12 protein-coding genes and 2 pseudogenes are annotated in these 16,379 nt (G+C 36.1%); 7 read left to right on the forward strand and 7 right to left on the reverse strand.

The genetic code is table 11. The features are described 5' to 3' along the window. Positions 1 to 8: 8 nt before the first annotated feature. The 3 genes and pseudogenes from EAG08_RS04705 to EAG08_RS04715 all read right to left on the reverse strand — a co-directional run bounded on the left by EAG08_RS04705 (position 9) and on the right by EAG08_RS04715 (position 4,075). Positions 9 to 2,134, reverse strand: a pseudogene (locus tag EAG08_RS04705) (DNA topoisomerase 3). Positions 2,135 to 2,674: 540 nt separating this feature from the next. Next, positions 2,675 to 3,229 carry a DUF2652 domain-containing protein gene (locus EAG08_RS04710; protein ID WP_129534453.1) on the reverse strand — a complete coding sequence of 185 codons (555 nt, stop codon included), beginning with the start codon at positions 3,227 to 3,229 and terminating at the stop codon, positions 2,675 to 2,677. A gap of 99 nt (positions 3,230 to 3,328) precedes the next feature. After that, positions 3,329 to 4,075, reverse strand: a complete 747-nt coding sequence (locus EAG08_RS04715; protein WP_129534454.1) for a metallophosphoesterase — start codon at positions 4,073 to 4,075, stop codon at positions 3,329 to 3,331. Positions 4,076 to 4,432: 357 nt separating this feature from the next. Between EAG08_RS04715 and EAG08_RS04720 the strand changes: the two genes are divergently transcribed. From EAG08_RS04720 to EAG08_RS04745, 6 genes and pseudogenes are all read left to right on the forward strand, one after another. Continuing rightward, the gene (locus EAG08_RS04720; RefSeq protein WP_129534455.1) at positions 4,433 to 4,837 is read left to right on the forward strand and encodes an EamA family transporter; all 405 of its coding nucleotides are present in this window, start codon (positions 4,433 to 4,435) and stop codon (positions 4,835 to 4,837) included. Between the two features lie 119 nt (positions 4,838 to 4,956). Further along, entirely contained in the window at positions 4,957 to 5,430 is a 474-nt protein-coding gene (locus EAG08_RS04725) for a DMT family transporter (protein ID WP_129534456.1), read from the forward strand. Between the two features lie 15 nt (positions 5,431 to 5,445). Next, positions 5,446 to 6,474, forward strand: coding sequence for a methionine ABC transporter ATP-binding protein (locus tag EAG08_RS04730; protein ID WP_129534457.1), 1,029 nt, complete (start codon positions 5,446 to 5,448; stop codon positions 6,472 to 6,474). Continuing rightward, positions 6,467 to 7,123 carry a methionine ABC transporter permease MetI gene (metI, locus tag EAG08_RS04735; RefSeq protein ID WP_129534458.1) on the forward strand — a complete coding sequence of 219 codons (657 nt, stop codon included), beginning with the start codon at positions 6,467 to 6,469 and terminating at the stop codon, positions 7,121 to 7,123. Before EAG08_RS04730 ends, metI begins: the two co-directional genes overlap by 8 nt. Positions 7,124 to 7,160: 37 nt before the next feature. Continuing rightward, positions 7,161 to 7,969, forward strand: a pseudogene (gene metQ, locus EAG08_RS04740) (methionine ABC transporter substrate-binding lipoprotein MetQ). A 468-nt stretch (positions 7,970 to 8,437) separates the two neighbouring features. Next, complete coding sequence (locus tag EAG08_RS04745) at positions 8,438 to 10,699, forward strand: glycoside hydrolase family 3 C-terminal domain-containing protein (protein ID WP_129534459.1); 2,262 nt, start codon at positions 8,438 to 8,440, stop codon at positions 10,697 to 10,699. Positions 10,700 to 10,778: 79 nt separating this feature from the next. Here the strand turns inward: EAG08_RS04745 and EAG08_RS04750 are convergent, their stop codons facing one another. The 3 genes from EAG08_RS04750 to EAG08_RS04760 all read right to left on the reverse strand — a co-directional run bounded on the left by EAG08_RS04750 (position 10,779) and on the right by EAG08_RS04760 (position 12,429). Further along, a complete protein-coding gene (locus EAG08_RS04750) occupies positions 10,779 to 11,165 on the reverse strand; it encodes a hypothetical protein (RefSeq protein WP_129534460.1) in 387 nt (128 codons plus the stop codon). A gap of 302 nt (positions 11,166 to 11,467) precedes the next feature. Next, the gene (locus EAG08_RS04755) at positions 11,468 to 12,016 is read right to left on the reverse strand and encodes a type 1 glutamine amidotransferase domain-containing protein (RefSeq protein WP_129534461.1); all 549 of its coding nucleotides are present in this window, start codon (positions 12,014 to 12,016) and stop codon (positions 11,468 to 11,470) included. 140 nt (positions 12,017 to 12,156) lie between these two features. Then, on the reverse strand, positions 12,157 to 12,429 hold the full coding sequence (locus EAG08_RS04760; RefSeq protein ID WP_129534462.1) for a DUF1294 domain-containing protein: 273 nt from the start codon (positions 12,427 to 12,429) through the stop codon (positions 12,157 to 12,159). Between the two features lie 100 nt (positions 12,430 to 12,529). Here EAG08_RS04760 and EAG08_RS04765 point away from each other — a divergent pair, with 100 nt between their 5' ends. Next, on the forward strand, positions 12,530 to 12,886 hold the full coding sequence (locus EAG08_RS04765; RefSeq protein WP_129534463.1) for a hypothetical protein: 357 nt from the start codon (positions 12,530 to 12,532) through the stop codon (positions 12,884 to 12,886). A gap of 315 nt (positions 12,887 to 13,201) precedes the next feature. Here EAG08_RS04765 and EAG08_RS04770 read toward each other — a convergent pair whose 3' ends face one another. After that, positions 13,202 to 16,378, reverse strand: a complete 3,177-nt coding sequence (locus EAG08_RS04770; protein ID WP_129534464.1) for a type I restriction endonuclease subunit R — start codon at positions 16,376 to 16,378, stop codon at positions 13,202 to 13,204. Between the last annotated feature and the right edge of the window lies 1 nt (position 16,379).

Consider the following 16,379-nt stretch of genomic DNA (forward strand, 5'->3'; position numbering starts at 1 on the left):
TCAATCGATTATGAATTCAAATGAATTATAAATTCAGGAGACAATGAAATTATGCCTTCGCTTAAACTTTCCGGATGCGTTGTAAAACCTTTTAACTTTGACGTTTTTCCCTTTAATACTAAATCCATCAGCTGCTTATCAGAAAGCTTTTTGCCAAAAATATCGAATGAAACTTTGAAGCCGCAGTTTTTAAAATCGGAACATCCGACTGCGGTTTTTCCTTTCATCAGATTGTGCGATTTGCATTTCGGGCATTTTGTTTCTTCCCAAGACTGTAATTCTTTTTTTACGGCTGGCTCACGTTTTTTCTTTTCTTTGACTTCTTCTTTTTCTTCGTGTAAAGTGAAGACTTTAGCTTTTCCGTCAACAACTTTTTTGGTCAGCTCCCTGATCATCTGAATCAACTCGTCTTTGAACTGATTGGCTTCATATTCACCACTCTCGATCTTACGAAGTTTCAGTTCCCACTCCCCTGTTAACTCAGGACTTTTCAGCAGCTCATCTTCGATCGTGTCGATTAACTGAATTCCTGTAGAAGTTGCGACCAAATTTTTCTTTTTCCTTTCTATATATTTTCTTTTGAAAAGCGTTTCGATAATGTTAGCACGGGTTGAAGGTCTTCCTATTCCGTTATTTTTCAACATTTCACGAAGTTCTTCGTCATCGACCTGTTTTCCTGCAGTTTCCATGGCACGAAGTAAAGTTGCTTCGGTGTACGCTTTTGGTGGAGAGGTTTTTCCCTGATGAATCATCGGTTCGTGCGGTCCGGTTTCCCCCACTTTAAATTCAGGAATGGTCTGTTCTTCGTCCTTATCTTTTTCTTTATCGGTAGGTTCCTCTTTGACATCTTTTGCATAAACTGCTCTCCAACCCGGCTCAAGAATCTGTCTTCCGCTTGTTTTAAACGGAATCGTTCCTACCTGAGCTTCCACCAAGGTATTTGAAATTTTACATTCAGGATAAAAGACGGCGATAAAACGCTTAGCGATTAAATCATAAATGAGTTTTTCTTCTCTGCTTAAATTCTGTGTCGGCGGAATTTCAGTCGGAATAATTGCATGGTGATCGGTTACTTTCGCATCATCAAACACGGCTTTCGATTTTGGAATAGGCTGTTCCAGCAATGGCGAAATCAAATCTTTGTAAATAACCATGCTTTGAAGAATTCCTCCGATCTTTGGGTATAGACTTTCGGATAGATACGTTGTATCAACACGCGGGTACGTGACGTGCTTTTTCTCGTAAAGACTCTGAATATATTTTAAAGTACTGTCTGCAGAATAACCAAACTTTTTATTGGCCTCCACCTGAAGTCCGGTCAAGTCAAACAATCTTGGATTTTTTCTTTTCCTTCTTTAATTTCAAATGAAACAATCTCAAAAGGATTAACCTTTAAATATTCTAAACCTTTTTCGGCTCGGTCTAATGTTTTTAAACGGTCGATTGCCGCATTGAAAATAACATCACGGTATTTGGTTTTAAGTTCCCAATATTCTTCGGTGGAGAATGCATCAATTTCTTTCTGACGCTGAACGAGCATTGCTAAAGTCGGAGTCTGTACTCTTCCGATGGATAAAACTGCTTTATTTCCTCCAAATTTCTTGGTAAAAAGTCTTGTGGCATTGATTCCCAACAACCAGTCTCCTATCGCTCTTGCATTTCCTGCGAGGTAGAGATTTTTGTAATCTTCGGCTGGTTTTAATTTTTGAAAACCTTCTTTAATTGCTTCTTCCGTCAAGGATGAAATCCACAAACGCTGTACGGGTTTGTCGCATTTTGCTTTCTGCAAAACCCAACGCTGAATGAGTTCTCCCTCCTGCCCGGCATCCCCGCAATTGATGACCTCATCACATTCGGCGACTAATCTTTCGATGACTTTAAACTGATTTTCAACCCCTTGATTCGGAATTAATTTTATTCCGAAATTGGTGGGAATAATCGGCAGCAAAAACAAATTCCAAGATTTGTATTGCGGACCGTAATCGTGAGGTTCTTTGAGGGTACAGAGATGTCCGAAAGTCCATGTCACGCAATAGCCGTTTCCTTCCATATAGCCTTGTTTAGGCATGGTTGCGCCCAATACTTTGGCAATATCTCTGGCAACGCTGGGTTTTTCGGCAATACAAAGTTTCATGAATATTCGGAATTATTGAAAGGGTTGCAAAAATCGGGAATTTTTTTGGATTTATAGATTGGGATTTTAGAAAAGATTGTATAGTATTTTCTCAGCAGGTTCTAATATTATCATTTACATCACAAACTTTATGAGATACACCACTTATTTTATCAGTCACATCGCTAATATTATAGTTACAGCTGTCTACATTATCATTTATACTTGTAGTTTTATAAGAGCAGTTACTTATATTATTGATAATAACGGTTAATTTATCATTTATACTGTGTATTATATTGTAGTGATTGGCTACTTTATACTACCCGGCGAGAGTTTTATGAGAGAAGTTAAGAATTTTATAATGGCTTTTCAATATAACCACCCTATAATATTTCGTTAAAATTTAAATTAAAATATTGGTCATTCTGACGAAGAAGAATCTCAACAATAAAAAAAAGATTCTTCACTCCATTTCATTTCGTTCAGAATGACATTTAATCATAAGGCAAAAACGTCCGAATTTCTGCAGACGTTAACAATAGAATTAATAATAAATTGCTAATCTATACTTCCAAAATATTGAATCGCTCCAACTTCCGACACATGCATTGCTTCTTTATTTGAATCAGCTTCGTCGTTCTGCGAATTCTCCAAAAAAGAATGACTGTACAAAGCATAAGAAGGTTGCTCAGCCAAATCATTTTTCAGCATTTGATGAGCTTCTACAACGGGCTTACCGTATAGTTTTTTGAAACTTCCGATGTTGTATTGCGAAAACCTGCCGTAATGAACGATAAATTTTAATGATAATTCGATGTTGGTATTCAACATTTCGCTCAGTTCCAGAATTTTCATGTTGAAAGCATTTCTCATATTTCGAAGCATCTTTGAAACTTTTTGGTAGGAAGGTTTTTGATCGTATTTATAGAACAAAATCGCATCGCCCTCAATTTCAGAAATATCAAAATATTGATTGTTTACATCAATCAAAATAGAAAGTAGTTGTCTTACAATATATTCTCCGGTATAAAGTTTTGTATTGAACACAAATTCAGTGAATCCACTGAAATCGGGAATCAGAATAATTCCGTTTTGAATGTTTGTATTCTTCATAATTTCCACGGTTTAAAACCTTTGCTGAAAGAGACGAAGATGGGAGGTTTTTACTTTATAGGAATTGAAAAATGATGTACATTTTTTAAAACTAAAAAATTAAATTTCAATAATCAACTCTTTCTCATAGCCATTATATTTTTCAGTAACATAGCCGTGAGGATTGCAGATAATTTCTGTGTTGCCAATTTTATATCTTGTAGGCGTATGAATGTGCCCGTGAACCCAATACAACGGCTGATATTCTTCAATAAAGTTTTCAAGATTGGAAGCATACGCTGAAGTGACCGGATCATTTTTAAAATGTTCAGGAACAGATTGTAAACTTGGTGCATGATGCGTAACGACAATATTTTTCATTTCTTTTGAATTTTCCAGACTTTCCTTGAGCCAATGCCTTGAAAATTGATGAATTTTGAAAGTATCAATACTGCGCATTTTAGAATAAGAAGGATCGCGTCTGATTAATTTATAATCATTCATCTGAGTTTGGCAAAGACTTCCATAAGCCATCGGACTTCCAAATAACGAAAAATCTGTCCACAAAGTTGCTCCGTGAAATCTTACATCTTCAATATTTACAAAAGAATCTTCCAGAACAAATACATTGGAATTTTTTGCAGCTTCTTTTATTTTGTTTAAAGTTTTCGGATAAGAACCTTTGTAATATTCATGATTTCCAAGAACGTAAATGACGGGCTTGTCAAAAATTTTAGTTTTAATCCATTCAATTCCTTTCGTTCCCAAATTGATGTCTCCTGCCAACACAACAACATCTGCGTTATCAAAAGATAAATCAGTTGAACCAAATTCCTGATGCAAGTCGCTGATGATTTGAATTTTCATGTTTTAAAAATAGTTTAATTTAAATAAAACTGAAATATCAACTTAATTAAAAAAATAAAACTCTAAAAATCAAAAGGTTAATTATAAACAATCAAAAAGTCTACTAAAAAAGTAGACTAATAAAAATATATGTTTTATATTTGCACCCGTAATCAGGTTTGGAAATGAAAATGAAAACAACATTCAGATACAATACAATGAAAATGATCAACATCAATGATATGATGATGCAATGCTGTATGCCTTTATATGTGAATTTTAGTGGATGACCTTACTTTTTATTATGACATATTTTTAAAGGCTTTACCACGTTGTAGAGCCTTTTTTATTTGCAAAAACCGATAAACAAAAAATAACATGAGTACTTTTAATTTAAAAAACAAATGGCTGATTCCCGTAGCATTTGCCAATATCTATATCATCTGGGGAATCACTTTCCTTGCCATATCATTCGGATTGACGGGATTTCCGCCTTTTATTCTTTCAGGGTTAAGATTTTTCGCTGCAGGAATATTACTGATCGGCTATTTATTAGCAAAAGGTGAAAAAGCTAATTCATTAAAAAACTGGTGGAAAAATGCAGTCACCGGAATTCTGATTCTGACAGGGGGAACCGGTCTTGTCGCCTGGGGGGAACAATATGTCACGGCTTCCGAAGCTGCCATTACGATTGCGACAGGTCCTTTCTGGTTTATAGCGATTGATAAAAAAATTGGAGCTATTATTTTTCAGATAAATTTATCCCTATCGGATTATTATTAGGATTTGCCGGACTGATTTTATTCTTAAACGGAAGCGTCAACTCGCACACCGAAAATGTAAGCTCTTCGCTTCGGGTTACTGCATTTATTGTTTTGGCTTTAAGCTCAATTGCCTGGGTTATGGGATCTTTGTATTCAAAGAAGAATCCTGCGGATCATTCAACTTTTATGAATATTTCGCAGCAGTTGATTGTGGCGGGTTTAGCTTCATTTGCAGTTGCCTTTTTCAGAAGTGAATGGACTGGATTTTCAGTGGCAACAATTCCGCTTTCGGCATGGCTGGGTTTACTTTTTCTTATTTTCTTCGGATCAATTATCGCTTATATTTCTTACATCTGGCTTCTTTCGGTAAAACCTGCTGCCATCGTAAGTACGCATACTTATATCAACCCAATCGTAACCGTTATTGCAGGATTCATCATTGCCAATCAAACCATTAACGGAAATCAACTGTATGGATTAGCCATCATATTAATTGGAGTTTTGTTAACCAATGTGACCAAATATTTCAGACTTTCAAAACGGTCAAAAGCCAAGATCAGAAGAGTTGCAAGACATTTCGGAAGAATCAGCAGACCTTATCAACCCATGTAATTTTAAAAAAATAAAATGATAGAAATCAAAAACATATCAAAGACTTTTCATCAGAAAAAGCAGTCTTTTAAAGCTTTAGATGATGTCAATCTCAGCATTGAAAAAGGCGATATCGTAGGCATCATCGGATTTTCGGGAGCCGGAAAAAGTACACTGATAAGAACCGTCAATCTTCTGGAAAGACCGGATAACGGACAAATCATCATCAACGGAACCGATTTCACAAAATTAAAATCAAAACAACTGGCGAAAGAGCGTAAAAAAATCGGGATGATTTTTCAGCATTTCAATCTTCTTTCTTCAAGAACCGTTTTTGAAAACATTGCGCTTCCTCTGGAATTGGACAATTTAAGTAAAGAAAAAATTCGAGACAAGGTCAGCGAACTTTTAAAAATCGTCGGCTTGGAAGATAAAGCCCATGATTATCCTAAAAGTTTATCGGGCGGACAAAAACAAAGGGTTGCTATTGCAAGAGCTTTAGCCAACGACCCCTATCTCCTACTCTGTGACGAAGCGACAAGTGCGCTGGATCCGGCAACCACGCAATCTATTTTGCAGTTGTTGAGAGACATCAACCACCGTTTGGGAATCACGATTTTACTGATCACCCACGAAATGGAAGTCATCAAAGCGATCTGCAACCATGTTGCCGTCATCGACAAAGGACAATTAGTAACAAAAGGGACTTTGAGCGAAATTATTTCTAACAAAGAAAATCCTATCATTAAACAATTTTTAAACTCAGGTGTTATGACTATACCGCAAGAACTCAACAAAAAACTACAGAAAGAGCCGCAAGCCGGACTTTTTCCGCTGGTTGAAATCGAATTAAACGAAAAAATAAGCGTTGAAGAACTGCTTTCAATCATTTACGATCAATATAAAATTCCATACAAACTTCTGAAAGCTGATGTAGAATATCTGGGAGACTCCAACTTTGGAAAACTTCTTCTGCACCTGAAAGGTGAAAGTGAAGAAAACCAGAAAGCTATCTATTATTTTAATCAGAATAACATTCAAAATACTTTAAAAGGATATGCTTAGTGACACTGTACTTTCACTTCTTTCAAAAGGAGTCTGGGAAACCGTTTATATGACTTTTGTATCAGGATTTTTCGGTTTCGTGCTTGGTCTTCCCATCGGAATTCTTCTTTTTATTACAAGAAAAGGACAGCTTTTAGAGAATACTATTTACAATAGAATTCTGTCGGTTTTGGTTAATATTTTCAGATCGATTCCTTTTATTATTCTGATTGTCTGGATGATTCCCTTTACAAGATCTTTGGTAGGAACTTCCATAGGAATGAATGCAGCATTGGTTCCTCTAAGCATTGGCGCAGCACCATTTATCGCAAGATTAGTTGAAAACAGTCTTTTGGAAATTCCAAACGGTTTAATTGAAACTGCGAGAGCTTTGGGAGCAACACCGTTTCAGATTATTAAAAAAGTTTTACTGCCTGAAGCTTTGCCTTCACTCATTAATAATGCGACGATCACTCTCATCACATTGGTCGGATATTCCGCAATGGGTGGAGCTGTGGGAGCCGGTGGATTGGGACAAATCGGGTATCAGTACGGATATATTGGTTATGATGCATTGATTATGAATCTTGTGCTTGGTCTTTTGGTCGCTTTGGTGTTTATCATTCAGTTTTCGGGCGACCGCTTGGCGAAGAGGTTTGATCATCGATGAGTTTAATAGTTATACAGTTAATAAAAAATAATTTACAATGAAAAAAATAAAAATTCTAAGTTTAGCAGCAGGACTGCTTTTGTTCGGAGCGTGTAATTCACCTAAAAAAGATGATCCCAATTTCATCAAAGTCGGGATAACTTCCGGACCGGAACAACAGATTGCAGAAACTGCTAAAAAAGTTGCCAAAGAAAAATACAATTTGGAAGTGGAACTCGTTTCATTCAACGATTATGTAGTTCCCAACGAGGCTTTGAACAATGGTGATATCGATGCCAACGCGTTTCAACACGTTCCTTATCTTACTGAACAGTCAAAACAGCGTGGGTATAAATTAGCTGTGATTGGAAATACTTTCGTCTATCCGATTGTCGCTTATTCAAAAAGATAAAAAACATCGCCGAATTACAAAACGGAAGCACGATTGTGATTCCCAATGACCCAACCAACGGCGGTCGTTCTCTTCTTCTTTTACAAAAAAACGGACTTTTAAAATTAAAAGAAGGCATCGGATTATTGCCTAAAGTAACAGACATTGCCGAAAATCCGAAACAGCTGAAGATTCTCGAAATAGAGGCACCTCAACTTCCGAGGGTTCTGGATGATAAAGAAGTCGTAATCGCTATTATCAATAATAATTTCGCAGCACAAGCCGGACTAGACGCCAACAAAAATGGAATCTTTAAAGAAGATAAAGATTCTCCTTACATGAATGTTGTGGTTTCACGAGAAGACAATAAGAATGATGAAAAAGTGAAGAACTTTTTAAAAGCGTATCAGTCTAAAGAAGTGGAAGACAAAGCCAAAGAAATTTTCAAAGGCGGCGCTGTAAAAGGCTGGAAGTAATTATTGTTGGTTGGCAGTTGATGGTTGGTTAATGGTGAAACTAAAAATGCCTCTTCTCTGAAGGGATGGATTTTTGCAAAAGCAAAAAGACTGGGTAGCTAAACAATATTAAACATTGAACTTGTAAAAGATCTATTATATGCAAACATCGTTTCGGAAAAACCTTTGCCTCCGAAACGATGTTTTTATTTTAAAATTATTTTTATTCCCACTAAATAATTAAAAAATTTATCTCGCTGATTAAGCTAATTAGGCAGATTTTATTTTACGCTTTTATTAATCTGTATAATTTGCGAGAATAATTTTTCACATTTAAATTTTTAAATATTTAAAATGTGAAAAATTAACCCTACAATTAATCACAGTGTATTGGTTAAAAATAACCATTTTTCCAAAAAACTCATTTTCTCAATTTGAGATAATAATTATTTTACCTACTTTTGTAAGTAATCAAATAAAAAGTTTTTTATGTTGAAGAAAACTGTACTCTTAAGTTTGTTTATGTTAATATCTGCCTCAGCAATGGCTCAAACCAATACAACTCCTGTTTACTTAGACGAATCTAAACCTGTCGAACAGCGAATTCAGGATGCGCTTTCCAGAATGACACTTGAAGAAAAAATTGCGATGCTTCACGCACAGTCAAAGTTCAGTTCGCCCGGTGTTCCGAGATTAGGAATTCCTGAATTCTGGACAACAGACGGCCCGCACGGAGTTCGCCCTGAAGTAATGTGGGACGAATGGGATCAGGCCGGATGGACCAACGACTCTATTATCGCCTACCCTGCTCTAACCGCTTTATCCGCAACATGGAATAAGAAAATGTCTTGGAACTACGGTAAGGCATTAGGTGAGGAAGCAAGATACAGAAAGAAAGACATCCTTTTAGGCCCAGGCATTAACATCTACAGAACACCTTTGAACGGAAGAAACTTCGAATACATGGGAGAAGATCCGTATCTGACTTCCAAAATGGTGGTTCCGTACATTCAGGGAGTACAATCCAACGGAGTGGCCACTTCTGTGAAACATTTTGCCTTAAATAATCAGGAAATGTTCCGTCATACAAGCAATGTGATTGTGGATGACAGAACGTTGTATGAAATTTACCTTCCGCCTTTTAAAGCAGCGGTGACTGAGGGAGATTCATGGACGATTATGGGCGCTTATGATATGTACAAAAATCAGTATGCAAGCCAGAACAAATATCTTTTAAATGACATTCTGAAAGGAGAATGGAAATACAAAGGCGTGGTGGTTTCAGACTGGGGTGCAGTAAACAATACCGAGCAAGCGATTCACAACGGATTAGACGTAGAATTCGGAAGCTGGACGAACGGACTTTCTGCCGGAACCAGAAATGCGTATGACAACTATTATTTAGCAAAACCCTATTTAGATTTAATTAAATCAGGAAAAGTAGGAACTGCAGAGCTTGACGACAAAGTGACAAGACTTTTACGTTTAGCTTATAAAACCACGATGAATACCAAAAAACCATTTGGTAATATCGCTTCTGAAGAACATAAAGCAGTCGCAAAAGAAATCGGTGAAGAAGGAATTGTTTTGTTAAAAAACCAAGGAAACGTACTTCCCATCGACATCAATAAAGCTAAAAAAATTGCCGTTATTGGTGAAAATGCCATCAAAGTAATGACTGTCGGTGGTGGTTCATCTTCTTTAAAAGTAAAATATGAAACTTTACCTTTAGATGGAATCAAAGCCAAGTTTGGTAAGAACTCTGACGTACAATATGCGAGAGGTTATGTAGGAGATGTCGGTGGAGAGTACAATGGCGTAAAGTCTGGTCAGGATTTGAAAGACAGCCGTTCGCCTGAAGAATTACTGAACGAAGCTGTTGAATTGGCAAAGAAATCAGACTACGTAATTTTTGTAGGTGGTTTAAATAAGTCCGACTTTCAGGACAGCGAAGGAAACGACAGAAAAAGTTACGGACTTCCGTATAATCAGGACAACGTAATTTCAGCTTTGGCAAAAGCAAATAAGAATTTCACCGTAGTTTTAGTAAGCGGAAATGCTGTTGCAATGCCGTGGATTAAAGAAGTTCCTTCTATCGTTCAAGGCTGGTACTTAGGCTCTGAAGCAGGAAATTCTATCGCTTCTGTTTTGTCCGGTGATGCGAATCCTTCAGGAAAACTTCCGTTTACATTTCCTGTAAAGCTGGAAGATAACTCAGCTCACACAATGGGTGAATATCCCGGAAATAAAGAAGAGTTAGCAGCAGGAAAAGGTAAAGACCAGAAAAACCCAATCAATATTAAATACAACGAAGGAATTTTCGTAGGGTATCGTTGGCATGACACGAAAAAGATCAAACCATTATTCAGCTTCGGTCATGGTTTAAGCTACACCACTTTTGAGTTCGGAAAAGCAAAAGCAGACAAATCAACGATGACTCAGGACGATAAAATCACGTTTACGGTTACTGTAAAAAATACAGGTAAAAAAGCGGGTGCTGAAGTGGCTCAGTTATACATCACTGACGTAAAATCATCTGTTGAACGTCCTGCAAAGGAGCTAAAAGGTTTTGAAAAAGTATTTTTAAATCCTGGTGAACAAAAAGAAGTGACTTTCACAATCGACAAAACGGCGTTAAGTTATTTTGATGCTCAAAAGCACGACTGGGTTGCAGAACCCGGAGATTTTGAAGCGCAAATCGGAAACTCTTCTGATGCGATTAAAACTAAGGTAAAGTTTACTTTGAAGTAATTTTAATTATATATTTCTAAAACTAATGCCCGAATTTCTTCGGGCATTTTTATTTTCAAAAGTTATCTATTAGAATGTATTATTTACGAGTGTAAATAATTTCTGAATTCAAAAAAGTATACGTTAAAGTAGTTTTTGTGACTTTATAGTCGTTGCATTGAAACTCATCACGATCATAATCATTCGTACAAAGCTTTCCGTTTTCTATTTTCCATTTCGTTTTTGTTGTTCTTTTTGGGTATTTTGTAATAATTACACCGTTAGCAGCAAATATTTTTGTTACGTTTTCCTTCACGACTTTTCCATCTGCTTTATAGAGTTTCCAAGTGCCTTCAACACCAATATCCTGTTTTTTTTCAGCTAATGTAACTGGAGTAATTGTGTTAAAAGATTTTTGTCCAAATAATGCAGCCGTTCCTAAAATTAATCCGGCTCCAACGATTAAATTAAATGTTACTTTTTTCATGGTTCTTTTTAAAACTTAAATAGCTGTAAATATAAATCGAAAAAAATATATTTTCAAGGATATATTTGTCAATGACAAAGCTGAGTAATTCTAAAATATTTTAAGGAACAACGAAAATCCTAGCCCCGATTGCAACGACATCCTTTTGTGCAGCAAAGCGGAACAAAAGATATAGTGAAAAGCGGGAAAAGCTCCTAATAAAACTTTAAATTTTATCAGAAGCTTCCCTTCTTAATTATATTTTCCTGAGATTATTTGACGTCTTATCCTTTTTGCATCAAAGCAAAAGAACTTAAAAAATATTACAAATTCTGATCTTCATGCTGCCCTTCATTAATTTCCTCTACCATTTTGGCGTTAAAGGCAGGAAGATCTTCGGGAGTACGGCTTGTAACCAAACCATTGTCTACCACTACTTCGCTGTCTTCCCATTGTGCGCCTGCATTTTTAAGATCGATGCTAATGGATTTGACAGAAGTCAGATTTCTACCTTCAACAGCACCTGCATTAATCAGAATTTGCGGCCCGTGACAGATGGCAGCAACCGGTTTGTGTTGTTTGAAAAAATCCTGAACAAAAGACAAAACTTTTTCGTTTGTTCTTAACTGATCGGGATTGATAACTCCTCCCGGAAGTACCAAGGCGTCGTATTCTGAGGCAGAAACCTCATCTAAAGTTTTATCGACATTATATTCCTGTCCCCAGTCTTTTTCTGCCCATGCTTTGATGGTTCCTGCTTTCGGGCTGACGATGTGAGCCGTCCAGCCTTGTTTTTCTAAATGTTCTTTTGGAGATTTTAATTCGCTTTCTTCAAATCCGTGTGTTGCTAAGATTGCAATTTTCTTTGACATATTATTTTATTTTTGGTGTTATATGCTAATGACTAAGAAAATATAATGCCGTGAAGGGTTGGTGTGGTATTTAAAGAGTGTTAAATTAGTTGTTGGTTGTTGGTTGTCGGTTTTTGGTTGTCAGCTTCCTGATTTTCAATCTACTCAAAACTTCCAATACCCCATTTCCAATATCCAACAAAAATAATAATCTGCAATACAATAATTCCGCACAGTTTAAGCAAAAAACTTTTCTTAGAAACCTTATGTCTGAATATGAGCATTGCCAAAACGGCTCCCACTGTCCCTCCAATAAACGTTAAGGCCAGCAAAGAAAATTCTGAGATTCTTCTTTTGTGTTGGGTCGCTTTCCATTTGTCTAAAGCAAAGGTTATGAAAGTGATCAGATTGATTATTAAAAGTAAGTACAACATCACAGCAAATCTAAAATAAAAATAAATATCAGAAAACAGTCCACATTCTAATTTCAACAATATAAAAGTTTCTACATTTGTTATCCATAAAAATAAATCAATGACAGTACAGGATTTGGTGGGCAGCTACTCCATTCAGGGCAGTAATCAGGAAGAATCGGATCACATTTCCTATCACGGAATATTGACTCTTTCTCTTGATGAAAATAACCGTATCATTGCCCAATGGATAATCGGCGACCACGAACAGAACGGAACAGGATTTTATAAAGATGGAATTTTAGTTATTAATTTTAATTACCTAGGTGACGATCAGAAAATCTACAAAGGAACTGCTGTTTACCGTTGTCTCACAAAGGATATTCTGGATGGCTTCTGGTCGGAGAAGCATGGTGATCAGAGGTATTTGGGGAGTGAGTATTGTGTGAGGATTAATACGAGTGAGTTTTTGAATTGATTTCCCTTCTGGTCATTGCGAGCGAAGCGAAGCAATCTCACAGCCTTATAGATAATAGAACAATTTAATCAAATGCAGTGGTGCTTTCAATCACCACCCTATTTGTAATGCCATAGGCATCTAAGCAATTTATTTAAATACCAAACTGTTCACAAGCATTTGTCCGAACTTTGGTAGATTATTCTTTTTATTAAATTTCAAAGAAAATTGTATCTAGTAGTTTTCCTCCCACTACAAACCTTGGCAAGGTTCATCAGCGCAATGCGAATATCCTTGACAAGGTTAGCTTGCAGAAAGTCGTTCATTAATCCCTCGTTATAAAAAGGTATACGAATAAACATGCTGATAAACTGCAATACTTTTCAAACTCACTTCTTCATCTGTATATTTTTGTTCTGGTAGCCATAGTAACTGATCGTAAATAGCCGTTTTTACTCCAGCTTTTAATTCACGACTTTCTTTCCAATTCGGAATGTTGAGTTTTTCTTTTTGAAGGGTTTCTAAAGTTTTTTGAGCTACATTTTTCACTTGTTCTCTTTCTGATTTAGTTAAATCTTTATTTTGAATAAGCAAATCAAAAATTGATAAGGTTGGTTGATCTAAATTTTCAGTGTAAGCTCTTTTTTCCTCTTGTGATAAAGTTGCTATAAATGCAGTTAAATTATCAAAACTCCGCTTCAATTCTACTTCACTTTTACCATTATTATAAGCCTCTACTATTTCTTGGTATCGCTCATAAAAATCTAAACGCAAAGGATTTTCTTTTAGCATCTGCTCTAATTTTTGCTCAACCGCTTTATTTAAATCATACACTAATTCGTTTTTACGTTGAACTTTCTCAAAAGCTTTTCTTAATTCCTCAAAATTTAATTTTGATAAATCGATTTCGATATTTTTTGGTTCAGCAGTTACATTGTCAATTACTACAGAATTATTAACTACACTTTGTAATTTGGAAATAATTTCAGTTACATCTGCAGATTTAATTTTTTGATTGAGCTTATTGTAAATGGCGTCGATGGCATTGTATTGTTTAGTAAATTTCTTTGCCTGTTTCTCGGGAAATAAGGCTTTGTATTTACGAAATACATTGCGGGCTGCAATTTCAAATTTTGCACGGGTTTCATCGTTTCTGCAAACGGCATTTGCTCCGTTGTTTACAGCAGCAATTTTTCCCATTGGAACAGCATCAATTAATGTCAGTATATCAAAATTTAAATCTCTCAACATTAAAATGACCTCATCGATTGCTTCTTTTATTTCAGTTGACATTGACTCCAACTGTTCGAAAGCTTTTTTCTCCTCTTTATCATTTCCTGAGCCTGCTCCCTTAGAACCTTCACCATAAACTGAATACGCTTTTTCTAATTGCTGATATACATTACCATAATCTACAATTAACCCATTTTCCTTTTCATCATCATAAACCCTATTTGCACGGGCAATGGTCTGCATTAAAGTATGTCCTTTAATGGGTTTGTCTAGATAAACTGTAGAAACACATGGTGCATCAAAACCTGTAATCCACATCGCACAAACGATTGCTAAACGAAACGGATTATCTTCATCTTTGAATTCTTTTTCCAGATTGCTACTCACCATTCTTCGGCGGTGTTGTTCTATATCTAAGTTCATTTTTCTAAACTTATCCATTTCATTTTGCTCTGAACTAATCACGACGCAAACTTCTGTGGAGGAAACCAAATTATATTTTCTTTGTAGTTCCTGTTCTTCCTGAATATCCTTCGATTTCTTAATTTGATTTTGTAAGTCAAATAAATATTCGGGGAAATATTCCATTACGTAATCATACATTCGAACGGCAGTTGGTTTGTCTAATGCTACAAACATCGCTTTACCCTGATAACCTCGTTCATTGAAATGCCAAACCAAATCTTTTGCGATTGCACGCAATCGATGTTCTGAAGTTAGGATTGGATATTCCTTTTTAAACAAGTAAGCCAATTTCTTTTTTTGGTCTTCGTCTAAATCCTCTTCCTCCAGAATTTCCGCCATTTGCTCATTCAAAGCAGGATTTTCAATATTCAAGCGTTCACCACGGTTGAGATATTTTAATGGAAGTGTTGCTTCATCCTCTATGGCTCTTTTAAAATCATAAACTGAAACATATTCACCAAAAATATTCTTGGTTACCTCTTCTTCATCTTTGATGATTGGTGTTCCTGTAAATCCTAAATAAGAAGCATTGGGTAAACCAAAGAAACGCATATTTCTGGCATATTTTCCACCTTGGGTACGGTGTGCTTCGTCGGAAATGACGATGATATTTTTTCTGTCGGTAATTAAAGGATATTCTGTTTCAAGATTAGGATCGATGGAGAATTTGTGAATTAATGAAAATACATACCTATGATTTTCACTCAGCAATTCCCTCAAATGTTCTCTTCCTGTAATGCCTTTCTTTTTTCCTGCAATTACATTTTTATTCTTGACAATTCCTACTCCCGAAAAAGTGTCATATGCCTGATTTTCTAATTCTGTGCGATCTACAACGATCAGAAATGTGTATGAACCACCGAATTTACGATGAATCTTTTCACAGAGAAAAACCATAGAATAGGTTTTTCCGGAACCTTGCGTATGCCAATAAACTCCTAATTTCCCTTCAAGATCTTCAATGTTTTCAACATTATCCAAAACTCTATTAACTCCGATGAATTGGTGGTTTTTAGCCATCAGCTTTACAATATTTCCGTTGCTCTCGTCAAACAGCAAAAAGTTTTCAAAAATATCCATTAAGTTTTGAGGCGAACAAACGCCACGAAGCATTGTATCTAAACTTACAATTCCTTCTGCATCCTCTGTAATTCTTTTCCAGTCTAAAAAGTATTTATACGGACTTGTCACCGTTCCTACTTTTGCATCAGTACCGTTGGACAGAATGACAAATGCATTGTGATAAAAAAGATGCTGAATTGTGTCCTTGTAATCTTTTAAATTATCATCATACGCCGATCTCAAATCATTGGCGTGTGCTTTCAGTTCAAAAAACACCAATGGAATTCCATTGACAAATCCAATCACATCAGGTCTGCGATTGTGTAATTCGCCGGTGATTTCCAATTGTCTTACTGCCAGAAAATCATTGTTAGCGTAATCTTGATAATCAAAAATTTTCAAGGTTTTCTTTATCGTTTTGCCTTCTTCATTGGTAAATGTAACCTCAACACCATTTTTTAACAAAAGATATTTAGCTTTGTTTTCTTGGACAATGGTTTTGCCCGCTTCTCGCTGTACAATTTTTTCAACCGCACGCATGTAAGCCAAGTCCGGCAAGTGCGGATTGTATTTTTGCAAAGCCTTTCGCAAAGTTCGTTCTAAAATAACTTCTGTTTTATTATCTCTGCCTAATAAACCATTTTCCCCAAAAGTCTCATTTTGCCAAGCTGTGATTACAGTCCAGCCCAATTCCTTGAGAACGTCTTCGGTTGCTTGCTCTATGAGTTGATCTTCTGAGTATTCGTAGGACATA

This window comes from Chryseobacterium sp. 3008163 (assembly GCF_003669035.1).
In the GTDB taxonomy this organism is placed as follows: domain Bacteria; phylum Bacteroidota; class Bacteroidia; order Flavobacteriales; family Weeksellaceae; genus Chryseobacterium.

Excerpts from the sequence above, each read along its gene's own strand:
- EAG08_RS04710 (WP_129534453.1), bottom strand. The coding sequence starts at position 3,229 with ATGAAGAATACAAACATTCAAAACGGAATTATTCTGATTCCCGATTTC.
- EAG08_RS04715 (WP_129534454.1), bottom strand. The coding sequence starts at position 4,075 with ATGAAAATTCAAATCATCAGCGACTTGCATCAGGAATTTGGTTCAACT.
- EAG08_RS04720 (WP_129534455.1), top strand. The coding sequence starts at position 4,433 with ATGAGTACTTTTAATTTAAAAAACAAATGGCTGATTCCCGTAGCATTT.
- EAG08_RS04725 (WP_129534456.1), top strand. The coding sequence starts at position 4,957 with ATGGGATCTTTGTATTCAAAGAAGAATCCTGCGGATCATTCAACTTTT.
- EAG08_RS04730 (WP_129534457.1), top strand. The coding sequence starts at position 5,446 with ATGATAGAAATCAAAAACATATCAAAGACTTTTCATCAGAAAAAGCAG.
- metI (WP_129534458.1), top strand. The coding sequence starts at position 6,467 with ATGCTTAGTGACACTGTACTTTCACTTCTTTCAAAAGGAGTCTGGGAA.
- EAG08_RS04745 (WP_129534459.1), top strand. The coding sequence starts at position 8,438 with ATGTTGAAGAAAACTGTACTCTTAAGTTTGTTTATGTTAATATCTGCC.
- EAG08_RS04750 (WP_129534460.1), bottom strand. The coding sequence starts at position 11,165 with ATGAAAAAAGTAACATTTAATTTAATCGTTGGAGCCGGATTAATTTTA.
- EAG08_RS04755 (WP_129534461.1), bottom strand. The coding sequence starts at position 12,016 with ATGTCAAAGAAAATTGCAATCTTAGCAACACACGGATTTGAAGAAAGC.
- EAG08_RS04760 (WP_129534462.1), bottom strand. The coding sequence starts at position 12,429 with ATGTTGTACTTACTTTTAATAATCAATCTGATCACTTTCATAACCTTT.
- EAG08_RS04765 (WP_129534463.1), top strand. The coding sequence starts at position 12,530 with ATGACAGTACAGGATTTGGTGGGCAGCTACTCCATTCAGGGCAGTAAT.
- EAG08_RS04770 (WP_129534464.1), bottom strand. The coding sequence starts at position 16,378 with ATGTCCTACGAATACTCAGAAGATCAACTCATAGAGCAAGCAACCGAA.